This is a genomic window from Neobacillus sp. OS1-2 (assembly GCF_030915505.1).
Taxonomy (GTDB): domain Bacteria; phylum Bacillota; class Bacilli; order Bacillales; family Cytobacillaceae; genus Neobacillus.
In genome coordinates, this window is sequence record NZ_CP133265.1 from 2,822,457 (window position 1) to 2,844,850 (window position 22,394).

Annotated in this window: 23 protein-coding genes; 11 read left to right on the top strand and 12 right to left on the bottom strand. The window is 41.9% G+C overall.

From position 1 onward, the window contains the following. The first annotated feature begins 52 nt into the window (after window positions 1-52). Window positions 53-979, top strand: a complete 927-nt coding sequence (locus RCG19_RS13895; RefSeq protein ID WP_308107633.1) for a COX15/CtaA family protein — start codon at window positions 53-55, stop codon at window positions 977-979. A gap of 42 nt (window positions 980-1,021) precedes the next feature. Here RCG19_RS13895 and RCG19_RS13900 read toward each other — a convergent pair whose 3' ends face one another. Continuing rightward, window positions 1,022-1,897 carry a LiaG family protein gene (locus tag RCG19_RS13900; RefSeq protein ID WP_308107634.1) on the bottom strand — a complete coding sequence of 292 codons (876 nt, stop codon included), beginning with the start codon at window positions 1,895-1,897 and terminating at the stop codon, window positions 1,022-1,024. Between the two features lie 217 nt (window positions 1,898-2,114). On the opposite strand from RCG19_RS13900, the gene RCG19_RS13905 reads away from it, so the two are divergent. From RCG19_RS13905 to RCG19_RS13930, 6 genes are all read left to right on the top strand, one after another. Further along, window positions 2,115-2,447 (top strand): rhodanese-like domain-containing protein, encoded by a 333-nt coding sequence (locus RCG19_RS13905; protein ID WP_308107635.1) that lies wholly within the window; start codon window positions 2,115-2,117, stop codon window positions 2,445-2,447. 16 nt (window positions 2,448-2,463) lie between these two features. Beyond that, entirely contained in the window at window positions 2,464-3,432 is a 969-nt protein-coding gene (locus RCG19_RS13910) for a bile acid:sodium symporter family protein (protein ID WP_308107636.1), read from the top strand. A 21-nt stretch (window positions 3,433-3,453) separates the two neighbouring features. Next, window positions 3,454-4,770, top strand: a complete 1,317-nt coding sequence (locus RCG19_RS13915) for a purine/pyrimidine permease (RefSeq protein WP_308107637.1) — start codon at window positions 3,454-3,456, stop codon at window positions 4,768-4,770. Between the two features lie 347 nt (window positions 4,771-5,117). After that, a complete protein-coding gene (locus RCG19_RS13920) occupies window positions 5,118-6,053 on the top strand; it encodes a dipeptidase (RefSeq protein WP_308107638.1) in 936 nt (311 codons plus the stop codon). A 36-nt stretch (window positions 6,054-6,089) separates the two neighbouring features. After that, complete coding sequence (locus RCG19_RS13925) at window positions 6,090-6,320, top strand: excisionase family DNA-binding protein (protein ID WP_166242439.1); 231 nt, start codon at window positions 6,090-6,092, stop codon at window positions 6,318-6,320. A gap of 89 nt (window positions 6,321-6,409) precedes the next feature. Further along, the gene (locus tag RCG19_RS13930) at window positions 6,410-6,787 is read left to right on the top strand and encodes a DUF488 domain-containing protein (RefSeq protein ID WP_308107639.1); all 378 of its coding nucleotides are present in this window, start codon (window positions 6,410-6,412) and stop codon (window positions 6,785-6,787) included. 35 nt (window positions 6,788-6,822) lie between these two features. On the opposite strand, the gene RCG19_RS13935 is transcribed toward RCG19_RS13930, so the two are convergent. Next, window positions 6,823-7,644 (bottom strand): YitT family protein, encoded by an 822-nt coding sequence (locus tag RCG19_RS13935; protein ID WP_166242435.1) that lies wholly within the window; start codon window positions 7,642-7,644, stop codon window positions 6,823-6,825. A gap of 118 nt (window positions 7,645-7,762) precedes the next feature. Continuing rightward, entirely contained in the window at window positions 7,763-8,410 is a 648-nt protein-coding gene (locus RCG19_RS13940) for a PAQR family membrane homeostasis protein TrhA (RefSeq protein WP_308107640.1), read from the bottom strand. A 131-nt stretch (window positions 8,411-8,541) separates the two neighbouring features. On the opposite strand from RCG19_RS13940, the gene RCG19_RS13945 reads away from it, so the two are divergent. Then, window positions 8,542-9,132: a DUF1836 domain-containing protein gene (locus tag RCG19_RS13945; RefSeq protein ID WP_308107641.1), complete on the top strand. Its 591-nt coding sequence runs from the start codon at window positions 8,542-8,544 to the stop codon at window positions 9,130-9,132. Between the two features lie 76 nt (window positions 9,133-9,208). Next, the gene (locus RCG19_RS13950; RefSeq protein ID WP_308107642.1) at window positions 9,209-9,898 is read left to right on the top strand and encodes an N-acetylmannosamine-6-phosphate 2-epimerase; all 690 of its coding nucleotides are present in this window, start codon (window positions 9,209-9,211) and stop codon (window positions 9,896-9,898) included. A 55-nt stretch (window positions 9,899-9,953) separates the two neighbouring features. On the opposite strand, the gene RCG19_RS13955 is transcribed toward RCG19_RS13950, so the two are convergent. Continuing rightward, window positions 9,954-11,501 carry a glycosyl hydrolase family 28-related protein gene (locus tag RCG19_RS13955; protein WP_308107643.1) on the bottom strand — a complete coding sequence of 516 codons (1,548 nt, stop codon included), beginning with the start codon at window positions 11,499-11,501 and terminating at the stop codon, window positions 9,954-9,956. 143 nt (window positions 11,502-11,644) lie between these two features. Here RCG19_RS13955 and RCG19_RS13960 point away from each other — a divergent pair, with 143 nt between their 5' ends. Next, window positions 11,645-12,361, top strand: coding sequence for a VOC family protein (locus tag RCG19_RS13960; RefSeq protein WP_308107644.1), 717 nt, complete (start codon window positions 11,645-11,647; stop codon window positions 12,359-12,361). 395 nt (window positions 12,362-12,756) lie between these two features. Here RCG19_RS13960 and RCG19_RS13965 read toward each other — a convergent pair whose 3' ends face one another. Next, window positions 12,757-13,506, bottom strand: a complete 750-nt coding sequence (locus RCG19_RS13965; protein WP_308107645.1) for an RDD family protein — start codon at window positions 13,504-13,506, stop codon at window positions 12,757-12,759. Between the two features lie 152 nt (window positions 13,507-13,658). Between RCG19_RS13965 and RCG19_RS13970 the strand changes: the two genes are divergently transcribed. After that, window positions 13,659-13,970: a DUF3892 domain-containing protein gene (locus tag RCG19_RS13970; RefSeq protein ID WP_308107646.1), complete on the top strand. Its 312-nt coding sequence runs from the start codon at window positions 13,659-13,661 to the stop codon at window positions 13,968-13,970. 36 nt (window positions 13,971-14,006) lie between these two features. Here RCG19_RS13970 and leuD read toward each other — a convergent pair whose 3' ends face one another. The 7 genes from leuD to ilvB form a co-directional block, all read right to left on the bottom strand. Then, the gene (leuD, locus tag RCG19_RS13975) at window positions 14,007-14,591 is read right to left on the bottom strand and encodes a 3-isopropylmalate dehydratase small subunit (protein ID WP_308107647.1); all 585 of its coding nucleotides are present in this window, start codon (window positions 14,589-14,591) and stop codon (window positions 14,007-14,009) included. A 2-nt stretch (window positions 14,592-14,593) separates the two neighbouring features. Further along, the gene (leuC, locus tag RCG19_RS13980) at window positions 14,594-16,012 is read right to left on the bottom strand and encodes a 3-isopropylmalate dehydratase large subunit (protein ID WP_308107648.1); all 1,419 of its coding nucleotides are present in this window, start codon (window positions 16,010-16,012) and stop codon (window positions 14,594-14,596) included. Between the two features lie 322 nt (window positions 16,013-16,334). Further along, window positions 16,335-17,441, bottom strand: a complete 1,107-nt coding sequence (leuB, locus tag RCG19_RS13985; RefSeq protein ID WP_166242413.1) for a 3-isopropylmalate dehydrogenase — start codon at window positions 17,439-17,441, stop codon at window positions 16,335-16,337. Between the two features lie 57 nt (window positions 17,442-17,498). Continuing rightward, a complete protein-coding gene (locus RCG19_RS13990) occupies window positions 17,499-19,043 on the bottom strand; it encodes a 2-isopropylmalate synthase (RefSeq protein ID WP_308107649.1) in 1,545 nt (514 codons plus the stop codon). Further along, entirely contained in the window at window positions 19,030-20,061 is a 1,032-nt protein-coding gene (gene ilvC / locus RCG19_RS13995; RefSeq protein ID WP_308107650.1) for a ketol-acid reductoisomerase, read from the bottom strand. Before ilvC ends, RCG19_RS13990 begins: the two co-directional genes overlap by 14 nt. 26 nt (window positions 20,062-20,087) lie before the next feature. Further along, the gene (gene ilvN / locus RCG19_RS14000; RefSeq protein ID WP_166242407.1) at window positions 20,088-20,609 is read right to left on the bottom strand and encodes an acetolactate synthase small subunit; all 522 of its coding nucleotides are present in this window, start codon (window positions 20,607-20,609) and stop codon (window positions 20,088-20,090) included. Beyond that, the gene (ilvB, locus tag RCG19_RS14005) at window positions 20,606-22,336 is read right to left on the bottom strand and encodes an acetolactate synthase large subunit (RefSeq protein WP_166242405.1); all 1,731 of its coding nucleotides are present in this window, start codon (window positions 22,334-22,336) and stop codon (window positions 20,606-20,608) included. The genes ilvN and ilvB overlap by 4 nt, the downstream gene beginning before the upstream one ends. Between the last annotated feature and the right edge of the window lie 58 nt (window positions 22,337-22,394).

The window sequence follows — 22,394 nt, forward strand, 5'->3', positions numbered from 1 at the left end:
TTGTTAAATTATTACTGAATTCAAAATTTTCTTGAAATCAGGAGGGGAAAGAGTGACGATTAAACGCTTAGCATTCATCAGCATACTACTAACCTATGTATTAATCGTATTTGGGGGCTACGTGGCTTCCTCAAATTCGGGTATGGGATGTGGACCAGAATGGCCATTATGTAATGGAGACGTCGTCCCAACTTTAAAAGGGGATACATTGATTGAGTTTGCCCACCGATTTATCGGAGCAGTGCTTGGGGGGATCACCATCTGGTTATTTTTTAAGTTCATTCGTGCAAAGGTCGAATTAACTGCTAGGTTAGTAACATTTTTTATGCTTGTATTGCTGATTGTTCAGGTGCTTCTAGGAGCTATAGTGGTCGTTCGCGACTTGCCTTCGATCATGATTACCATTCATTTACTGGTGGCGATGCTTTTTCTGGCGAGTCTTATTTGGATTTGGAGTTATCCCGGCCTTGAGGAAAACTCTTTGCAAAGCCATTCCACGAAAGAGCGGCATGGCCCAGTTATCAAGCATCTAAACTTCCTATTTGTGCTCCTTTTGCTGACACTTGCATTTGGTGCATATATCAAGCACGAATCCTACGGTTTAGCCTGTGGGTGGCTTGGCTGCAGGCAATCATTTCTTCCCAGTACAACTCCTGAATTATTGCAGACCATACATCGCGGTGTAGCAGTCCTATCTACTCTTTATATTCTTGTCCTAACTTATTGGTCATTTGTAAAAGGATGGGGTAGGGGTCTACAAAGGCGTCTTGTGCTCTGTTCCCTGACCGTGCTTTTTCAACTGTTGGTTGGTACAATTGTCGTGTTGAAAATGATTGACCTCCCATGGGCAGTCCTACACCTTGCCGTGGCAACAGGTTTGTTTGCTTTTGTTAGTGAAACAAGGATTTATCTGGGGAACAGAATTATGAAGGCTAACACGACCGTATTGTCGAACGGAAAATGGAGGAATCTCGAATAATGATGCAAGCACTTGGATAGTTGGTCCAAGTGCTTGCTTATGTTAATGAATCTTAATATTGCCACTAGAAACATCAAGGTCGATTTTATATTTACCAGAACCATGTTTGCCCTGGATACTGTGTTTATTAACCTCTTTTGTGGTCAAAGGAAAATCACAAGAAATGGTGCCGCTGCTGACATCACTACTAAGGGTAAAATCAGCATGATCAGGTAAATCAAGTCCGACATTCCCTGAGCTTACATCCATTTTAATCGAATCTGCTAATTTGTCCATTTGGATATTTAGCCTTCCAGATGATACATCTGCCTCAACTGCCCCAATATAATGTTTGATATCCATGTTGCCGGAACTAAGGTCAAAAGTGCCTGTTTCCGTTTTTAGGGAATCAATCTTCACATTTCCAGAGCCAATATCCTGACTCCAGCGTTTAGCAATTAGATTTTTGAAATCCATGTTCCCGGAACCAATATCAATGGTTACCTCATTTAATTTCATCGGCTTTTCTTTAGACTGTCCGGAAAAATTTACATTTCCTGAACCCAAATCGATGGTCATATTTCGGTCGAAATCCTGAGGAATATAAATTTTAAGCTTCGATTTTTCTGTGAACGGTGTCCAGTCGAAAAAATGGAAACCCTTGCTTCTTACGGAAACTTCCACAGTATCCCCATTTTCTGCAACCTTCAATAGTTGCTTCCCGTTATAAACGGCCTTTAAATTAGTGCGATCTTCAGGAATAATGGTTGTACTGACACTTGAAACATCTACTTTAATGGTCTGAATATCATTTGAAATAGCTGCTTGCCCGTCTTTATTTCCTTCACTGCCAGCGCCAAATACATCAAAGCGCTGGGCCTGATTGAACACTATATATAACCCGGTAATCACCAATAGTAATATCAATATTCTCTTCACTTTTAACATCCCCTTTTCTTCGTACACTTTCTATATATATCATAAGAAATCCTTCATCTTTCTTCCATGTACTGGAGAATTATTTTTATCTAAGGCTTGAGGTGTATTTAAGTGGTTCAGTTCCAATAAATGCCCCGTATTTTTTCGATTATCGAAGGATTTTTTCGTTTCGCGATTAGAAATTGTGTTATTCTTTTTATTGGAGGTGTAGACAAAAATGACTTACAAAAAAATATCACCAAAGGAACTCCATGAAAGGCTGCAAAGTGAGGAAAAGCTAGTCCTTCTGGATGTTCGGTCGAAAGAAAAATTTAATGAATTTCATATAAAGGAAAGCTGCAATCTACCCAAGACGGTTATTTTTCAATTAGGCGAGGAAGAGGGTACACCACTATCCTTACCGAAAGGCCAAGATATCATCGTCACCTGTACAACAGGTAACTCCGCAGCAAAATGCGCCGCGATCCTAGACGATCATGACTATCGTGTGACCGTTTTGGATGGAGGTCTGACGGCGTGGAAGGCGTATCTGGGTTCACAGGAAGATTGATGGGTAGTAGACTGACATGCTGAAAAGACTTAATCAAAAACTGCAAAAGGTTATGCCGCTCATCACTCCTGTCAGTGTCGTATTGGGTATACTGCTTAGCGCCTACCTAAAGGATTTTTCTTATTTAATTCCGTGGATTTTTGCCTTTATTACATTTGCTGGCAGTTTAGGATCCAACTTCAAATCACTGAAAGATGTAGTTTTACATCCGTTTCCCATTTTCCTAACGATGTTAATCCTGCATGTCCTCATGCCGCTTTGGGCCTGGGGGGTCGGTCATATTGTTTTTACTGATGATGTCTATACCATTACGGGTCTTGTATTAGGAATGGTGATCCCAACAGGCATTACAAGTATGATGTGGGCGTCCATCTATAAAGGGAACATTCCTCTGGTTTTATCAGTGATATTAATTGATACATTACTCTCTCCAATCCTTGTTCCGCTCTCAATGTCTCTTTTTGTCGGCCAATCGGTCGAAATGGATTTCTTCGGGATGTTAAAAGGATTGTTGGGAATGATTGTCATCCCTTCCGTTATCGGGATGCTGCTAAACCAAGCAACAAAAGGGAAAATCAATGATCATTTAGGTGCTAATCTTGCGCCAATTTCTAAAATTGCTCTCGGTATTGTTGTAGCACTTAATGGTGCAGTCGTTGCCCCCTATTTAAAACATATCAACCTGAAACTTCTTGTCATCATGGTGACCGTCTTTTTTATCGCCTTAATAGGATATGTCCTTTCCTTCCTTTTAGGCCGGTTGATGAAAAGAGATCGAGATACAGTGATCACCATGACTTTTACAGGTGGAATGAGAAATATCAGTGCTGGTGCCGTCATAGCTGTATCCTTTTTTCCAGCTGCGGTAGCTGTCCCTGTCATTGTTGGGATGCTGTTTCAACAGGTGCTTGCCTCAACAAATGGCCATTTTATCGATCGCTTTTATCATAAAAAGGTGAAAAAAACGGGATCTGTAGCCTTATAAGAAGAGAAGGTGTTTTTTTACATGAATGACTTAACTAAAAGGGACAGTGGCTTTTTGTCAGGGGTGCAGGGGATCCAGTGGGCAGTCTTTATGCTCACCAATGTGATTGCTGTACCCGTTGTCGTGGGGGCGGCGTTTCATATGCCGCCTTCAGATATTTCATCCTTTATGCAGCGGATGCTATTTGTCTCTGGTGCCGCAACGTTAATCCAAGTGTTTATGGGCCATCGTCTGCCGGTTGTCGAAGGGGCGGCGGGGATGTGGTGGGCGATATTTATTCTGCTTGGGACAATGAGTGCACCGACTGAGCAAGGCCTTTTACTGCAACAATTGGAAATGGGTCTGATCATTGCTGGCTTATTTTTAGCTATATTGGGATTTTTACCCATTATCGAAAAAGTTCGTTTGCTCTTTACCCCAATTGTGACAGGAGTATATTTGATCCTTCTGGTCGCCCAGCTGAGCGGCTCCTTTTTTAAGAGTATTCTTGGTATCACTGCGACAGGGCAATTAAATGGGAAAATCGCGTTTATTTGTTTCGTTGAAATTATCATTATCTTGTTATTCTCCTTAAAAGTAAAGGGAATATGGAAGAGTATGGGGCCACTGGTCGGCATTGTTGTCGGCTGGTTGCTGTTTCACTTTTTCGGATTACTTCATCTCGGAAAGACCTACGAGCCAACAAGCTGGTTTATGGTACCTAAATTATTGGAATGGGGTTCTCCGAAATTTGATGTCGGGATTGTCCTGACGTCCATCATTACCTCGGTCGTTCTTATCTCAAACGTTATTGCCAGCATCCTTGTGGTAGGAATTGCGCTTGAAAGGGAAATCCAGCCGAAGCAGTATCAAAAAGGGATTTTCGGTAACGGAGTTAATTTATTCGTTTCCGGAATCTTCTCAGTTGTGGGTGTTGTTCCTTTATCCGTTTCGGCAGGTTTTATTACCACAACAGGCATTAAGAAGATGCGACCGCTTGTAATCGGTGCTATCCTGATTATGGCTGCAGGTTTTTTCCCTTATATCGGCGGGTTTTTATCAACATTGCCATTAGAGGTTGCCTATGCTTCCTTGTTTATTCCTTTTTCGCAAATGATGGGCTTCGGAATTCGCGACCTAATGGGGCAGGAACCATCATCACGGAATTTACTTGTGATAGGCCTTTCCTTAATGGTCGGAATTGGCATGATGTTTATGCCGCCACAAGGCTTTGAAAGTGTGGCACCATGGCTCAGAAATATCGTCGCCAATGGACTCTTAGTCGGATTGATTTTTTGTTTATTACTTGAACATGTGCTTTTTCGGGAAAAGAAGGGTGCAATTAGTGCAAATAATTAAATGAGTGAAACATCTCCTTGGGGACATTTATGAGGGGGTGTTTTTTTACCTTTTCAGTTTCGCTCATAGATCATGAAAATTCGCTCATTGAAAGCTAAAATTCGCTCATGAAACCTGAAAATTCGCTCATTGTAAGCAAAAATTCGCTCATGAAACGCGGAGATTCGCTCATGAAACCTAAAAATTCGCTCATAGTGGAATCAAACTTGTAAATAAATCATGAAAGTCTAAGTATCAAAGTGTAATTTTACATAATACTAAAGATTTTTTCTTTGATTTATAACAGCACTGTTTACGAAAGCGACCTTTTCATGTGGTAGAATTTAATAAAAAGGGGTTTTTGAAATATGAATATCATCGACCTTCATTGTGATGCCTTGATGAAGCTCCAGGAAGCAAATGGGGCACTAAGGTTTGCAGATTCACCGGAATTACATACAAATAAAACCCGATTGCAAACAGGCCAAATTAAGGTGCAATGCTTTGCGATTTTCATTGAGCCCTACCTTAAAGGAGATCAGAAATTCCAGGTCGCTCTTGAGCAAATCGATTATTTTTACAAAGAAGTGCTGGGGAGAAATCCCGATATGGTCCATATCAAGGAATGGTCTGATTTTGACCGCTTAAAAATAGGGCAGATTGGTGCCATGCTCACGCTGGAGGGTGTAGATGCAATTGGCAATGATTTAGCAAAACTCCATATTCTTTATCAACTCGGTGTTCGCTCCATAGGCCTAACATGGAATCAAGCAAATCTTGCGGCTGACGGTGCCGGTGAGCCGCGCGGCGCCGGTCTAACGCTATTCGGGAAAGAGATTGTTGAATTTAATAACGAGCATCAAATTCTTACAGATGTATCGCATTTAAGTGACAAAGGGATTTGGGAGGTTATTGAATTAGCCAAATATCCAATTGCGAGTCATTCCAATGCACGCGCATTATGCCAGCACCCACGAAACTTAACGGATGAACAGGCAAAAGCGCTGTTTGCCAAAGGGGGAATGATTCATGTTGTCTACCATCCGCCTTTTGTTAAAGAAGCAGGTGAGGTGTCAATTGCGGACCTGGTAAAGCATATTGATCATTTTTGCTCGCTAGGAGGATTACGGCAAATTGGTTTAGGATCGGATTTCGATGGAATTTCAATGTTTGTAAAAGGTCTAGAGGATGCCTCTAAAAGCCAAAATCTCATCAATGAGTTGTTAAAGAATTTTAAAGAGGAAGAAGTAAGGGGCTTTGCCTTCGAAAACTTCCTTAACCATCGTCCTGGTATTGGATCCTAGTCGATTAGGAATAATTGTATGAAGGGAGTAAAAACATTGTACCTTACCATAAAAGAAACAGCAGAATATTTATCCGTACCAGAAGCGACCGTCAAAAGCCTTATCCAACAAAAGAAAGTTCGTGCCCTATTTGATGGCAGCGAGTATCTAATATACAAAGAACAATTCAATACCCACCTAAAACAACTAGAAAAATACAAACAACTAATCGATGAAATCCTGAGCGAACCAATCCCAGAGAGTATCGATGTGAAAGACGAAGATTAATTTGGTGCCTGACACCCTTTGTGGACACTGTCCGCCTAGGGTGGACATTTGCTGTTTTAATGGAACCAAACAGAATATGGGGTGCTTTTATGTCTACTATTTTTCTGAAAAGAGTGTATGAACCATATGATGCGATAGATGGCTGCCGAATTTTAATCGATCGGCTGTGGCCACGGGGGATTTCTAAAGAAGCGGCGAGGTTATCTTATTGGTTTAAGGAAATTGCTCCAAGTCCAGAGCTGCGGAAATGGTTTTGCCATAAACCTGAGCTATTTGAGGAATTTACCGATAAATATCTTAAAGAGCTTCGTACAGATGATGATAAACAACGATATATCAGGCAGATTTTCGAGATTGCATCAAGTGAAAGAGTCACACTACTCTATGGCGCAAAGGACCCGGTCAATAATCACGCACAAGTTTTAATGCTTGAACTTGCTCAATTAATGGAAGAAGAGAAAAGATAAAAAGCAGTTGGGACCCTAATGGCCCAACTGCCCTTTTAATCTCTGCGGAAGCGTCCCATGACTTCCATCGTTTGCATGATGTTTACAAATGCCTTCGAATCCACTGTCCGAATGGCATGTTTTGTTTCGTTCAGTTCGAATTTGGTGATGACGGTGGTTAACACCTTTTTTGGTGTATGTGTATAGGCTCCCTCCGCATCGGTTATCGTAACCCCTCTGGCATGAAGCCGGATCAAGGCCTCACTAAGCTCATCATATTTTTCCGTTACAATGGTTAATGTCAACTTATTCTGGGTGGTGTAAACCATATCCACAGCACGACCAGCTACATAGATGGCAATAATTGTATACAATGTGATATTCCATCCAAAGATCAATCCGGAAATTCCGACTACCAAAAGATTCATACAGGTATTTAAAAAGCCAACCTGCATATTTTTTTGTTTGGCAAGCGTAAGACTGATAATGTCCGTTCCGCCAGTGGATCCTCCAAGACGGATAATGATTCCTACAGCGATCCCGTACAGGGCACCGCCAATAATCGATGATAGCATAATATCAGGGCTAATCGCATGAATCGGAATAAACTTCATACTTAACGATAAAACCAGAACAGCATAACCAGTAAGCAATACAAATCTTTTTCCAAGGTATTTCAATCCTATAAAAAATAAGGGAAAATTAATGGCTAAAATAACCCATCCAGTATTAATGGACGTAAAATGGTGAATGAAAAAGGCAATGCCTGTTACACCACCTGATGTAAGCTTATGTGGGATAAGGAAGGTATTAAAGGCAAATCCGAAAAGAATGGAGCATAGCCCAATAACAATAATTTGAAAAAGTAATCGAAACAAGAAAAACACCTCAATCAATTTTGTGCCTTTTCTATTTAACACCTCTTTATAGTGTGAGTCAATTTAAAATGTTTAATGTCATAAATTCGATAAAAAAAACGCCTTGTCAGCAGGCGCTTTAAATGACGTACAAATAAACAGATAAAAAATGTGCTAAGCTGCCAAGTAAAATAAAAATGTGAAAAATCTCGTGGAAGCCTAAATACTTCGATTCTAAAAACTTTGGTTTTGCCCCATAAATGATTCCACCTATAGTATAGAAAATTCCACCAAGTACCAATAAAAACAATCCGACAGGGTTTAGGCTGCTAGTTAAGGGTGAAAAAACAAACACAATCATCCAGCCCATCGCGATGTACAAGGCGGTTGAAATCCAGCGAGGACAGTTGAACCACACCATTTTAAAAACGACTCCACTAATAGCGACACCTGAGATAATCGAAAATAGAATGGCACCGGTTTTTCCGTTTAAACTAATAAAACAAAACGGTGTGTAAGTACCGGCAATTAATATAAAAATCATTGAATGGTCCAGCCGTCTTAAAAAGGCAATGACATTAGCACGGGCAATAACCATGTGATAGGTCGCCGATGCCGAGTAAAGCAAAATCATACTGACGCCAAAAATGATGACGGCCGAAAGTGCAAGCGGAGTCGGTGTGGTTAATGCCGCTTTTATAACCATTGCTAGCAGACCGATAAAGGCAAAAATGGCCCCTGCCAAATGGGTTAATCCATTAATAGGTTCCCTCATGTAACTGTTCATAGAAAATTCCCCCTAACACATCATATAGTTTTGATAACTACTTATAATAATACGAATAAAACGAAATCTAGTCAACCTATATCTCTTTGTGTATAATAAAATTACTAATCAAACGGTGGGGTTCTTTTATTATGGAAAAAATAAAAAAGATTATCGATGAACTTGTCTTAGAAACAAGCTTATCCTTGGATGAAATACCTAAAATAGATTTATATATGGATCAAGTCATTCAATTATTTGAAAATAAGTTCAATGCGTCGAAGCGGAATGAGGACGAAAAGGTACTTACCAAAACGATGATTAATAACTATGCAAAGGGAAAGCTAATCTTTCCGATTCAAAATAAAAAGTATTCGAAAGAGCATTTGATCTTAATGGGTTTGATTTACCAGCTTAAAGGGGCACTATCAATCAATGATATTAAGGTAACCCTTAGTGGCATGAACAAAAAGATTGTAGATGAGGATGTTGATTTAGATACTTTTTATTTAAGCTATTTGCATCTGACCGGCCGAAATACGGTTGATTTTAAAGTGGATATGGAGGAGCGGGTGAAGGATGTTAAAGAGGAAATTGCCAAGAATGAAAAGGAGAGTTCCCTCTATCTCGAACAGGTGCTCATGATTTCATCCCTTGTTCACATGAGTAATTTATACCGAAGAGTAGCCGAAAAGCTTGTAGATGAAATCGTTGTTGAAAAAGAGGGAAAGAGTCAAAGATAATTCAACACTTCGATCAGCCGAGGTCTTTCCGCCAGTGTTTGAACGGGGGAAATCTATTCACAAGGAGATGCTTTTAATGAAAACACCTGATCAATTATTTGAACAGCTAAAAGGAAAACTAATAGTCTCTTGCCAAGCTCTTCCGGATGAGCCACTTCACAGCCCTTTTATTATGGGGAGAATGGCTTATGCGGCAATGCTTGGAGGAGCAAGTGGGATTCGAGCAAACAGTGTGGAGGATATTCGAGAAATAAAAAAGACAGTCGATTTACCAATTATAGGCATTATAAAACGTGTCTATGAAGGGTCTGAAGTGTTCATTACTCCCACTCTAGGAGAAATAGAACTCCTATATCAAGAAGGCGTCGATATTATTGCTATTGATGCAACTACAAGGGTAAGACCAGATGGAAAGACGATAAATGAGATTTTTCCTATAATAAAAGAAAAGTATACTAACCAGTTATTTATGGCTGATTGCTCAAACTATGAGGATGCTAAATTAGCCTATGAATTGGGCTTCGATTGTATTGGAACAACGTTAAGAGGATATACAAGAGACACTCGTGGGCAGAATCTCCCTGATGTTCATTTAATCGAGAGGTTAGTAAAGGACATTCCTCTCCCAATAATTGCCGAGGGGGGAATTTGGAGCCCTGAAGATTTAAAGGCTGTATTTGATCGAGGAATCCATATGGCAGTAGTGGGGTCGGCCATTACAAGACCGATGGAAATCACAAAAAGATTTGTTAATGCAATAAGCTAAAGGGTGGGAGAAAACATATGGTTTAGCCATATGTTTTTTATTTTGATAGGGGTAATTATGTGATTTGCTGCATTTTAATATGTTGGACCCCTACTCCGACCTCTATTTCTTTAGAAGATAAATCCTTAGAAAGCACATGATTGATTTGAATAGAATCCGCACGATTTTCGCCGCCATAAACTTTAATCATGGCGCCAGCATTCGTAAAATTAGAGGCAGAAAGATTATTTAAGCACACATTTCTTGCCCGATATTGGAGGGCAATTAAAGGATTCCCTTTGTAATCATAATCGGGATCGCCAATCAGTGTAAAATGGTTAACTACGACATTCCTGTAGGCGGAAATAACCATGCCTCGCGGTGTAGAATTCATATATAAGTCTGTAAAAATTGGTGCGATTGCTGCAAGGTTCACAGCGATAATATTGAAGGCTGATTGTGATGCGGCATCAGTGATTTTGTGATGCCCGATATGGCGGAAGTTAAAGGCCCGATTATCATTCACTGAGAGATGCCCAACTATTTGCACATTGGATGCTGCAGAGGAATTCTGATGGGCTTTAATTTCCACGCCGCCAAAGCACCTCGCGGATGAATTGTTCACTAATAACACATTTCGCGAACCATCATCCACTTCGATTCCATTAGAATTGGAAAAACCTTTCTGATGCGCACGTCCGCTCGGATCGCACATATGGGAATTGGAAATGAAGATATAATCACTATGGTGTGTCGTGATCCCATCGTCACCAAAGCCATAACCGGTTACTTGATCGATCCAGACATACTTGCTGCCGCCGCGGGCACGATACCCGTCACCCGCATAATTGTACTGTGTGGAGGAAATATCGAAGCAATGAAGCCCTGGATTAATTCCTTCAACATCCTTAATCCAGCCATAGGTAACATTAGCAAAGGTCAGGCAGCTGGAATGATTGCCCCATGTACTCGTTTTTGTCACTTCACCAAGCCTCTCGACATTCCAGTCTAAGCTCATTCTTTCGACAAAAATATGGTGATTGCCTCGCCAATGATTCGCGTTTGTAAGTAGGCGTTTTCCCTTGGGGGCTTGGTTATGAAGCTTAATAGTGGTTAACCCTTTTCCAGATCCAACAAGCCATGTCCAAGACGGCAGACGGATTTCTTTTGTGATAAACACTCCTGGGGGTATAACAATCTTCACCCGTCCCGTGGCGAGTGCCTTTTTAAAAGCTTCCGTGCAATCCGTTTTTCCATCCCCAACAGCACCAAAATCCACAACATTCACTTCCGTTGCGATGTTTTCAGCTAGCCGTGTAAATTCATGGTCAAGCTTGCCTTTCCAATCGGGCACCACATTTCCTTGACTATCCACTTTCATTCGCGATGGTGCCAAAAGATGTGAAGGTTTAGCCGTAAGGCGGAATAACCGCTCCTTCATTTTTTCGGAAAAAGTAAGTGCATGTTTCTTTTTGGAAATTCGAAGACATGGTTCCAAACGGTAGTGCTCAAAATATTCCTCGGTCTCTTTGATTACCCTTACCATATCAAGTCGTTTTCCGCTAATTCGCTCAAGTAGTTCGCTATTTTTTAGCGGGTCATGGGTTTTATCGTATCTTGGCATTTTTGTGTCACTCCTACTACAAGTATTATAGCCTGTTCCGCTATAAAGGAAAAAGTACCTTTTTTGTCGAAGTTTAAGCAATGCTTTAGGAAGCTTATACTGTAAACTGAAAAGAGAAGTTAGTTAGAAATGGGGTCGGAAATATGGGAAACACACTTAAAATGTTTGTTATTGCAGCAAGAGACGGCAATCAAGCGAAAAATTTTTATGAGAGTTTGTTTAATTGGAAAATCACCGATGTTGGTCCATTGCTGCAAATTTCTGGTGCAGGCGTAAGCGGTCATATCCTAAAATGGCCGCATCAAGACCATCCGACACATACCAGCATGTACATAAATGTTGAAAACATTCAGGAATGTTTGGCGAAAGTTGAGGAAATGGGTGGGACAGTCATACTTCCGGAAATGGCAGTTCCAACCGGGGGCTCGATTGCCCAATTTGTTGACCCAGATGGAATTATCATGGGGGCTTACCATGGTGGGACCCATGCCTCGAGTCAAAGCAAAACGGAGATTGAGCTTAATCAAATTGGTTTTTTCGAAATTGCTGCTAGAGAAGGGGATCGTTCACAAAGGTTTTATGAATCTGTTTTTCATTGGCGAATTACGGATGATGGTCCTGTCATGAATATCTCAGAAGTAGAGGCCGGCTTAAGTGGGCATTTATTCAATTGGACATTTGAAGAAACACCTTACATGACTCTTTACTTTAGAGTAGCGGACATGGCAGCCTGTTTAGAAAAGGTAACCCAGCTTGGCGGGAAAGTGATCATACCGGAAACGGAGATACCTAGCGGCGGTACATTTGCCCAATTTCTTGATCTTGATGGAAATCCGATTGGTATTTATAGCGGCAGATAAGCTTCATAACAGTGAACCGGGACTTTTTACAAAAGATCTCGGTTTTTTAATTTCTGAACTTTTGATGAACAGATTGTGTACAGCTGAGTGAATAGAAAAATTTGGGTTAGTATGGGGGCTGAAACGAATCTTTGTAAATAAGCGAAGGGAGGAATCCATCATGAAATACCAAAAATCAATCCAGTTACTCGTCATCGTTATTACGTTATTATCCATTTTTGCAAAGGCCTCTGCCCTATTTTCAAGTAATGGCCCAGGGGAGTATAACTATTAGTCCGTATATTAATGCCGTTGAGTTTATTCGGATAATGCGAAAGCCCTTCCATTTTGGTGTATGGAGGGCTTTTGTTTAGAAATCGTTGTTCAGCTTTTTACCATGCAAAAAAAGAAAATACCTAAACGGACAGACCGGCAATTAATAAGGCAATTGGCAAGAGACTAACAATAACAATCCGGATAGGACTAACCTTTCCATAAAGGACCACTGTTCCAATTTGCTGATCCCAGGTGGACATCCCATTCCTTTTAAGATCAAAATATGAAAAATAAGAGCAAATAAAATGAATAATAGGCACACCAAAGCCCATTCCGGCTGCTGTTACAAAAATACTTCGCTTTAGTGCGGTTAGGAAATGAAGCGGTTCACCATTAATTGTTCGAAGGCGAGCGTTTAGGATGGTCTTCCCTAATGTATTACCGAAAATCGCAAGGATGGAGGCTTCTACTAAAACATATAGAATCAGACTAAGCATAAAGATTAAGATTCCCGATGTCTCTAGTATGAATTTGGGAGAAAATATCGATACAAAGGTGATTAAAACGAGTGAAAAAAGTGATAAATCAAAAAGCCTTGCTAGGTATCGTACGAATGGTCTTCCTTTTGGATAGATATCTTTAATTTGCTCATCCCAAGTACTAGCTAAATTTCCTTCAGGTCGCGCTAACACGTTGGGCTTGTAGACTAGAGCTGGCAATAGTTCAAGGCTTTTGGCCGTTTGCCATTGATTCAGCCCTTTTGTCCAAACATAGGTTTCAGGAGTGAGTATACCTTGTTCAAACATTTTCTTCAGTTCAAATAATCCAATGGGTCCCAGTTGCTGATGATTTCGTATATAAAACCACGCATTTCCTTCCGTTGCATCCAATTTGATCACCCCCAATCAGGTAAATTATACCACGCACGATAAAAGGGTAATTTTATTCAACAGGGTAAAAATTGAACAGTTTGTGACAATTTCGGAATAGAGGATAATTTTTAAAAAAAGAAAAATACTAACAAATGTTCGGAGGTGACAGGATGGAACAAGACTTTGAAAAAATATATGAACAATACAAGCAGAAAACTGAACGACAGGCCCTTATGGAAGCGGATCAATCGAATCTGGATAGTAAAGAGGAATTTGTCGCTGTCAGAAAAAACGATGAAGGGGACCTGATTGCTTTTAAAACTAATACTGGAAGGGAACTGGATTATATATCAGCACTCGCCGACGCAAAGGAAGGGAAGATTGCGCATATAGATGTATTCCACAAATACGGGAGAGACATTATCCGCAGCGAACCAGATGGGATAAAGGAAAATAATCTCGATCACTTGCCAGAATTCTAGATAGGAAAAAAGAGCTTGGATTCCAAGCTCTTTCAATTAACTATGTGCAAGTTCATATCGCTTAATTTTATCCTCGTAGCTTAACGTAACACCGATTTCGTCCCAGCCATTTAATAGCATTTGTTTTGGATATGGTGCGATATCAAAAGTCAGTTTAAAGCCTTCGTTGTCGTAAACCACTTGTTCTTCAAGGTCTACAGTTAGGGTATACGCAGTTGATTCTGCTTTACGAATAATCTCTTGAACTTGTTCTTCAGAAGCTTGAACGGTTAGAATCCCAGTTTTTGCGCAGTTATTTTTAAAAATATCAGCAAAACTTGGGGCAATAACGACTTTAAATCCAAAGTCCTGAACGGCCCACGGTGCATGCTCACGTGATGAGCCGCAGCCAAAGTTTTCGCCGGCTACGATGATGGAAGCACCTTTATATTTTGGATCATTCAATGAGAAATCTTCACGAGGTTTGCCATCATCATCAAAACGCCAGTTATAGAATAGGAATTGGCCGAAACCGCTTCGTTCAATCCGCTTTAAAAATTGCTTCGGAATAATTTGGTCAGTATCAACATTTGATCGATTTAATGGAAAAACAAGGCCTTGGTGTGTACGTAGTGGTTCCATGATTAGTAAACCTCCTGTGCAGTAAATTTGCGGACATCAACAAAATGACCCGCTACCGCAGCTGCTGCTGCCATTTCAGGGCTAACCAGATGGGTACGAGCCCCATTTCCTTGACGGCCTTCAAAGTTTCGGTTTGATGTGGAAGCACAGCGTCCTTCTGGAGGAACAATATCATCATTCATTGCTAAGCACATGCTGCATCCGGCTTCACGCCATTCAAAGCCGGCATCCTTAAAGACTTGGTCAATTCCTTCTTTTTCGGCTTCCATTTTTACAATAAAAGAACCAGGTACAACAATTGCTTTAACAGCAGGATTAACCTTCTTGCCGCGAATGACTTCTGCTGCTTTCCGTAAATCACTTAGGCGAGAGTTTGTACAGGATCCAATAAAGACATGGTCAATTTGGATACTAGTTATGGGCTGATCAGCTTCAAGTCCCATATATTGAAGGGCACGGGTAATTGCATCTTTTTCATTGACTTTAACCGCATCATTAGGATTTGGAACAGCAGCGGTTACAGGGAGACACATACCTGGGTTTGTACCCCACGTTACTTGTGGTTCAATTTCGTCAGCATTAATTTCCACTACTTTATCGTAAGAAGCACCTTCATCAGTTGCAAGTGCACGCCATTTGGCAACAGCTTCCTCGAATGCCTCCCCTTTGGGAACATGCCGCCGCCCTTTTAAATATTCAAAAGTGGTTTCGTCAGGCGTAATCAATCCGGCACGAGCGCCGGCCTCAATTGACATGTTACATACCGTCATACGCTCTTCCATGGAAAGGGAACGAATCGCTTCACCTGTGTATTCCATTACGTAGCCAGTTCCAAATTGAATGCCAAATTTACCGATAATCGCTAAAATTAAGTCCTTTGCGGTTACACCCACTCCAAGCTTGCCATTTACTTTTACGTTCATCGTTTTTGGAGGAGCCTGCCATAATGTTTGTGATGCCAGAACATGCTCGACTTCACTTGTTCCGATACCAAAAGCAAGGGCACCGAATGCGCCGTGCGTAGAGGTATGACTGTCACCACATACAATGGTTTTTCCCGGTTGCGTTAAACCAAGCTGTGGTCCGATCACGTGAACGATACCATTATCAGGGTGATGTAAATCAGATAATTCGATGCCGAATTCCTGACAGTTTTTCTGTAAGGTATCAACTTGATTTTTCGAAACTGGATCTTTAATCTCACTGCGGTCACGGGTTGGAATATTATGATCCATTGTTGCGTAAGTAAGATCCGGGCGGCGGACCTTTCGTCCGTTCAATCGTAATCCCTCAAATGCTTGAGGTGAGGTAACTTCGTGAACGAGATGCAAATCGATGTATAGTAAATCTGGTTTTCCTTCTTCTTGATGGACAACATGTTGTTCCCAAATTTTTTGGATAATCGTTTTTGGTGTATGCATAGCTTCCTTCCTCCCGTTTATAGATTTAGAATTTCCTATTCGGCGGTTACCTCGCTTCAATCATCGCATGACTTTTTCTACACTATTTATAAAGGAAAACCGCCTATTCAAGACGGTTTACCCTAAGAAATTACTTAAATGATAATAAATTGCAAGTTTCTGCTTTGAGAAATGTCCGGCTCCAGCGCCCTAGCGGCTAGTGTCCTTCGCTCTCCGCCCTACGATAAGTCAACATCAAATCGCCTCCGGCTCTTCGTGTTTCCTTTATCTCAGTTGGAGCGCTCCAGGCCATACGCCGCTGACCAGGGCGCTTCCGCTTTTCTTAATAATAACAGCTAGCGATACATTTCGAAGCATTTTGTGATTTGATATAATCGACAATCAACTTAGTCATTTCTGCTGTTCCAACAAGGCGACCCTCTGCTACCTGGAGATCTCCTGTATGGAAGCCGGCATCAAGGATGGATTGAACGGCATCCTCAATCATCTTCGCTTCATCTTCCAATTGGAAGGAATATCTTAGCATTAGGGCAGCGGACAAGATCATCGCAACTGGATTGGCCACGCCTTTGCCAGCAATATCTGGAGCAGAACCGTGAACCGGTTCATAAAGTCCAAGCCCATCTTCGCGAAGGCTGGCAGAAGGGAGCATGCCAAGTGATCCTGTCAATACCGATGCCTCATCACTTAAAATATCTCCAAATAGGTTTTCAGTCACGATGACGTCGAATTGGGTTGGGTTTGTGATTAATTTCATTGCCGCTGCATCGACTAAAACATGTTCAACCGCAACTTCTGGATATTGAGCCTTTTTCTCCTCGACAACCTCACGCCATAGTTTGCTGGATTCCAGGACATTTGCCTTATCAACGGATGTCAAGTGACCGCGCCGCTGCTGTGCTGCTTGAAAGCCTTTATCTACAATTCTTTCAATCTCTTTACGGGTGTAAGAGAGTGTGTCTACCACAGCATTACCGTTATCACGACGTTCACTTGGAGTCCCAAAATATAGCCCGCCCGTTAATTCACGAACAATAAGGAGGTCGCTTCCTGAAACTACTTCTTCCTTTAATGGAGAAGCATGAAGTAAATTTTTAAATCCTTTGATTGGCCTTAAGTTTGCATATAAATCTAGTGCTTTGCGGATGCCGAGCAACCCTTTCTCAGGTCGAAGGTGGGAGGGATTTTTATCCCATTTTGGTCCGCCAACAGCTCCTAGTAATACACCATCCGCTTGTTTACAGGCATCAACAGTTGTTTCAGGAAGAGGAGTGCCGTAAAGGTCAATGGCTGCTCCTCCGATTTCATGGGTTTCAAAGTAAAAACTATGATTATATTCTTCGGCAATTGCCTGTAACACATCTTTTGCAGAATGAATAACTTCTTTTCCAATCCCATCACCGGGAAGTAAGACAATACGTTTTTTCATTAGAAGCAACCTCCTTATTTGGTTAAAAAATCCAAATGGTGCCTGTCACCATTTTCACTACTTGTATGCAGTTAATGGTGTCAGGCACCGTTGGTTAAAGAATACGCGATTGACGGCGTTTATGAATGCTTTGGCTGATGCCTCTAATACGTCTTGTGCGGAGGCGCGGCCGCTGACATTTGTACCGTTTACGGTCATTTTGACATGAACCTCTGCCAGGGCATCGCGTCCACGTCCAACGGAACTAAGATTAAAATCGGTTAAATGTATTTCTTCTTTGATGAGCGCTTCTAATGTGTTGTATAATGCTTCAACACTTCCGCTGCCGGTTCTGGCAGTTTCTACTCGCAGACCCTCAGGTGTAGTAAGGGCGACCGTTGCAGTAGGGAGGTTCGCTGACGCATATTGAACTTGGAAGGCAACCAGCTCATACTTTTTCACATCAATGGCTGCGGTTTGAATATCGATCAGGATGGTAAATAAATCCTCATCTGTTACTTCTTTTTTGCGATCTGTTAATTGCTTAAATGAGTGGAATGCTTCATTCAATTTCTCAGCTGACAATTCAAAGCCCATTTGCTCAATTTTATCTTTAAAGGCATGGCGGCCAGAGTGCTTTCCAAGAACGAGGTCATTTGAACTGACGCCGACTAACTCCGGTGTAATGATCTCATAGGTTAACGTATTTTTCAGCACACCATCCTGGTGGATACCCGATTCATGGGCAAAGGCATTTTTCCCCACAACGGCTTTGTTAGGGGGAACCTTCATCCCTGTAAAGCGGCTCACCATGTCGCTGGTACGCTTAATTTCTTTTAATACTAGATTAGTAGTATACGGGTATTTATCTTTGCGAATATTTAAGGCAACGGCAACTTCTTCTAAAGAAGCATTGCCCGCACGTTCGCCAATTCCGTTAATTGTACCCTCGACTTGAGTGACCCCATTTTCGATGGCCGCAAGTGAATTAGCGACAGCCATTCCAAGATCGTCATGGCAGTGACAAGATAATGCAGCCTTATGAATATTTGGCACATTTTCCCTAACATAGCGGAACATCCGGCCGTATTCCAGCGGTGTTGTGTAACCTACCGTATCAGGGAGATTGATGACGGTTGCCCCGGCATCAATGACTTTCGTAATGATTTGAACGAGAAAATCAAGGTCTGAGCGAGAAGCATCCTCTGCTGACCATTCCACATGAGGAAATCTACTTTTAGCATAAGAGACCATGTCGACTGCGATCTGTGTAACTTCCTCGGGTGTTTTCATTAACTTATATTGCATATGAATAGGGGAGGTTGCTAGAAAAACATGTAACCTTGGTTCTGCCGCATCTTTTAAAGCATCCCACGCAATGTCAATGTCCGATTTTGTGGCACGTGCTAGGCCTGTAACGGATGAGTCTTTTATCGTCCGGGCAATCGCTCTTACCGCTTCAAAATCACCTTGAGAGGAAGCCGGAAAGCCGGCCTCCATGATATCAACGCCAAAACGTTCAAGCTGTCTGGCAATTTCTACTTTTTCAAGCTGGTTTAAATTCACACCAGGGGACTGCTCGCCATCACGTAAGGTTGTATCAAAGATGTTAACGTGAACCATTTACCACCACTTCTTTCTTTGCATTTACAGGTTTTTTAATAAACGGCATTAACGCACGAAGCTCACGGCCGACTTGCTCAATTTGATGATTGTTTTCAGCTCGGTTAATGGCGTTGAATTGTGGGCGGTTTGTTTGATTCTCTATGATCCAGCCTTGAGCAAATTTACCAGTTTGGATATCTTTTAAGACTTCTTTCATGCGTGCTTTTGTATCTTCGTTGACAACACGTGGACCGGAAACAAAATCTCCCCATTGTGCTGTATCAGAGATAGAGTAGCGCATGTTTTCTAGCCCTCCTTCATATAGAAGGTCAACGATTAATTTTAATTCATGTAAACATTCAAAGTAGGCAACTTCTGGCTGATAACCTGCTTCTACAAGTGTTTCAAATCCGGCCTTGATAAGGGCAGTAGTACCGCCGCAAAGAACAGCCTGCTCTCCGAATAGATCTGTTTCCGTTTCTTCTTGGAATGTCGTTTCGAGAACACCTGCGCGTGCTGCACCAATTCCTTTAGCATATGCAAGGGCAACATCACGTGCTTGGCCTGTATAGTCTTGGTAAACTGCGTATAGAGCAGGGACGCCGGCACCTTCCGTGTACGTACGGCGAACTAAATGTCCAGGGCCTTTAGGGGCAACTAGGAATACGTCTACATCCGCTGGAGGGACGATTTGGCTAAAATGAATATTGAATCCATGAGCAAAAACTAAGGCATTACCGGCTTCAAGATTTGGTTTAATACTTTCTTCATAAACCTTTGGCTGCATTTCGTCTGGAAGAAGAACCATTACAACGTCTGCAGCAGCTGTAGCTTCAGCTACGGAGCGAACGTCAACACCATCTTCCACCGCTTTATCCCATGACTTACCACAGCGTAATCCAACGACAACATCAAATCCGCTTTCTTTTAAGTTAAGGGCATGTGCATGACCTTGTGAGCCATAGCCAATTACTGCGATTTTTTTTCCTTGTAAAACTTCCTCTTGAATATCTCCGTTATAAAGTACTTTTACCATAATTGATCATCCTTCCACGAATATTATTATTTTACTAGTGTGTGCGTTGCTAGTTCGCTTACTTGTGGCTGATACCCACGCAGGAAGGCGGTCAGCCCTGTTCTGGCAATCTCTTTAATTCCGAATGGGCGAAGCAGCTCGATTAAGGCATCAATTTTTTCAGGACGGCCTGTGATTTGAACGGCTAAACTATCTTTACTTACGTCGATCACCGAGGCACGGAATGGATCAATAATTCCATTAATTTCACTGCGAAGCTGACTCGAGCTGGCTACCTTAATGAGGGCGAGCTCTCTGACAACAATGGCCTTATCGGTAATATCGGAAACTTTTAATACATCAATTTGCTTGTTTAATTGTTTCGTAACTTGTTCTAGGCGCTGTTCATCTTCGATTTCAACGACAAGAGTCATCTTGGAAATGCCCTCGGTTTCTGTGGGCCCGACGGAAATACTCTCGATGTTGAACTGTCTTCTTTGCAAGAGGCCTGTAACACGATTGAGGACACCGCTTCGATCCTGAACCGTTAAGGTTATGATTCGTTTCATAGTGGTTTCACCCCAATCATTTCATGAATTCCTTTGCCTGGAGCAATCATTGGAAAAACCTTCTCCTGCTGCAGTACGCGACAGTCAACTAGAACAGGGCCATTATAGGCGAATACTTCTGGTAAAACTGTGATTAATTCTTCCTGGTCTTCAACCTTGTATCCGCGGATCGAATAACTTTCGGCAAGTTTGACAAAATCAGGCTGTGTGTGAAGAATCGATTCCGAAATCCGGTTGCCGTGTAATAATTCCTGCCACTGACGAACCATTCCAAGTGCACCATTATTGACAATGATGATTTTGACTGGAAGGTTGCGTTCATAAATGACGGAAAGCTCTTGCAGTGTCATTTGGAAACCACCGTCACCGACAATCGCGACAACTGTACTTTCTGGTGAGGCAATTTGTGCTCCGATGGCGGCAGGGAAGCCGAAGCCCATTGTTCCAAGCCCGCCAGAAGTAATCCAGCGATGCGGTTCTTTAAAGGAATAATACTGGGCGGCCCACATTTGATGTTGGCCGACATCTGTTGCCACAATTGCATCGCCATTTGTCACTTTATGAATGGCTTCGATTACCCACTGTGGACACATTCCCTTTGGATTATGTTGATACCAAAGCGGATATTCCTGTTTGTATTGCTGAAGTGTTCCCAGCCATGCCGCGTGATTGGGTGATTCAGCTGTTTGATTGATTAACTCAACCAAAGCTTCTTTCGCATCGGAGACAATTGGAATTTGGGTGGGAACATTTTTCCCAATTTCTGCTGGGTCGATATCAATGTGTGCGACCTTTGCATGTGGAGCAAAGTGTTTAAGATTTCCCGTTAACCGGTCATCAAAACGGGCACCCAAATTAATTAGTAAGTCACTTTCATATAAAGCCATGTTTGCCGCATAGGTTCCGTGCATGCCGCCCATTCCTAACGAGAGAGGGCTATCTGCCGGGAAGGTACCAAGACCAAGTAGTGTTGTCACGACCGGAAGTTGGTGTTTTTCCGCAAAGGCAGTTAATTCTGCAGCTGCTTTTCCATGAAGTACACCTGCGCCTGCGAGTATGACAGGCTTTTTTGCTTTTGCAATTGAATCAGCCAGTTTTTTAATTTGCATTGGATTAGGCTTTGTGGTTGGCTGGTAGCCCGGTAAATCAATTTTTGCCTCTTTGGGTTCTTTTGCTAAAATTCCAGCTGAGATATCTTTTGGAATGTCGACCAAGACCGGTCCCGGCCGGCCTGTAGAAGCAATATGAAAAGCTTCTTTCACAATTCTTGGTAAGTCAGAAATGGATTGCACTTGATAATTATGCTTGGTGATGGGTGTCGTAATTGCCATGACATCTGCTTCTTGGAAGGCATCCGTTCCGATGACGCTCCGTGCAACCTGCCCGGTAAATACCACGAGCGGTAAGGAATCCATCATCGCATCTGTAATTCCGGTTACCAGGTTTGTTGCACCTGGACCTGAGGTGGCGATTACTACACCAGGATTGCCGGTAATTCGGGCATATCCTTCAGCTGCATGGATCATGCCTTGCTCGTGACGGAAAAGAATATGATTGATTGTACCCTGTGCCCGATAGATTGCATCGTAAATTGGTAGGACAGCACCTCCCGGATACCCAAAAATCGTATCAACACCTTCATTTTTTAATAAGTCAATCAGAAGGTCTGCACCCGTCTTTGGTGCGGTACTGGCTTGGAATTCCAGCTTTTTTGCTTCTACTTTCACGTCGTAATCCCTCCTTGTGGGTGATTGAATAATTGCCACAAAAATAACAAAAAGGCCT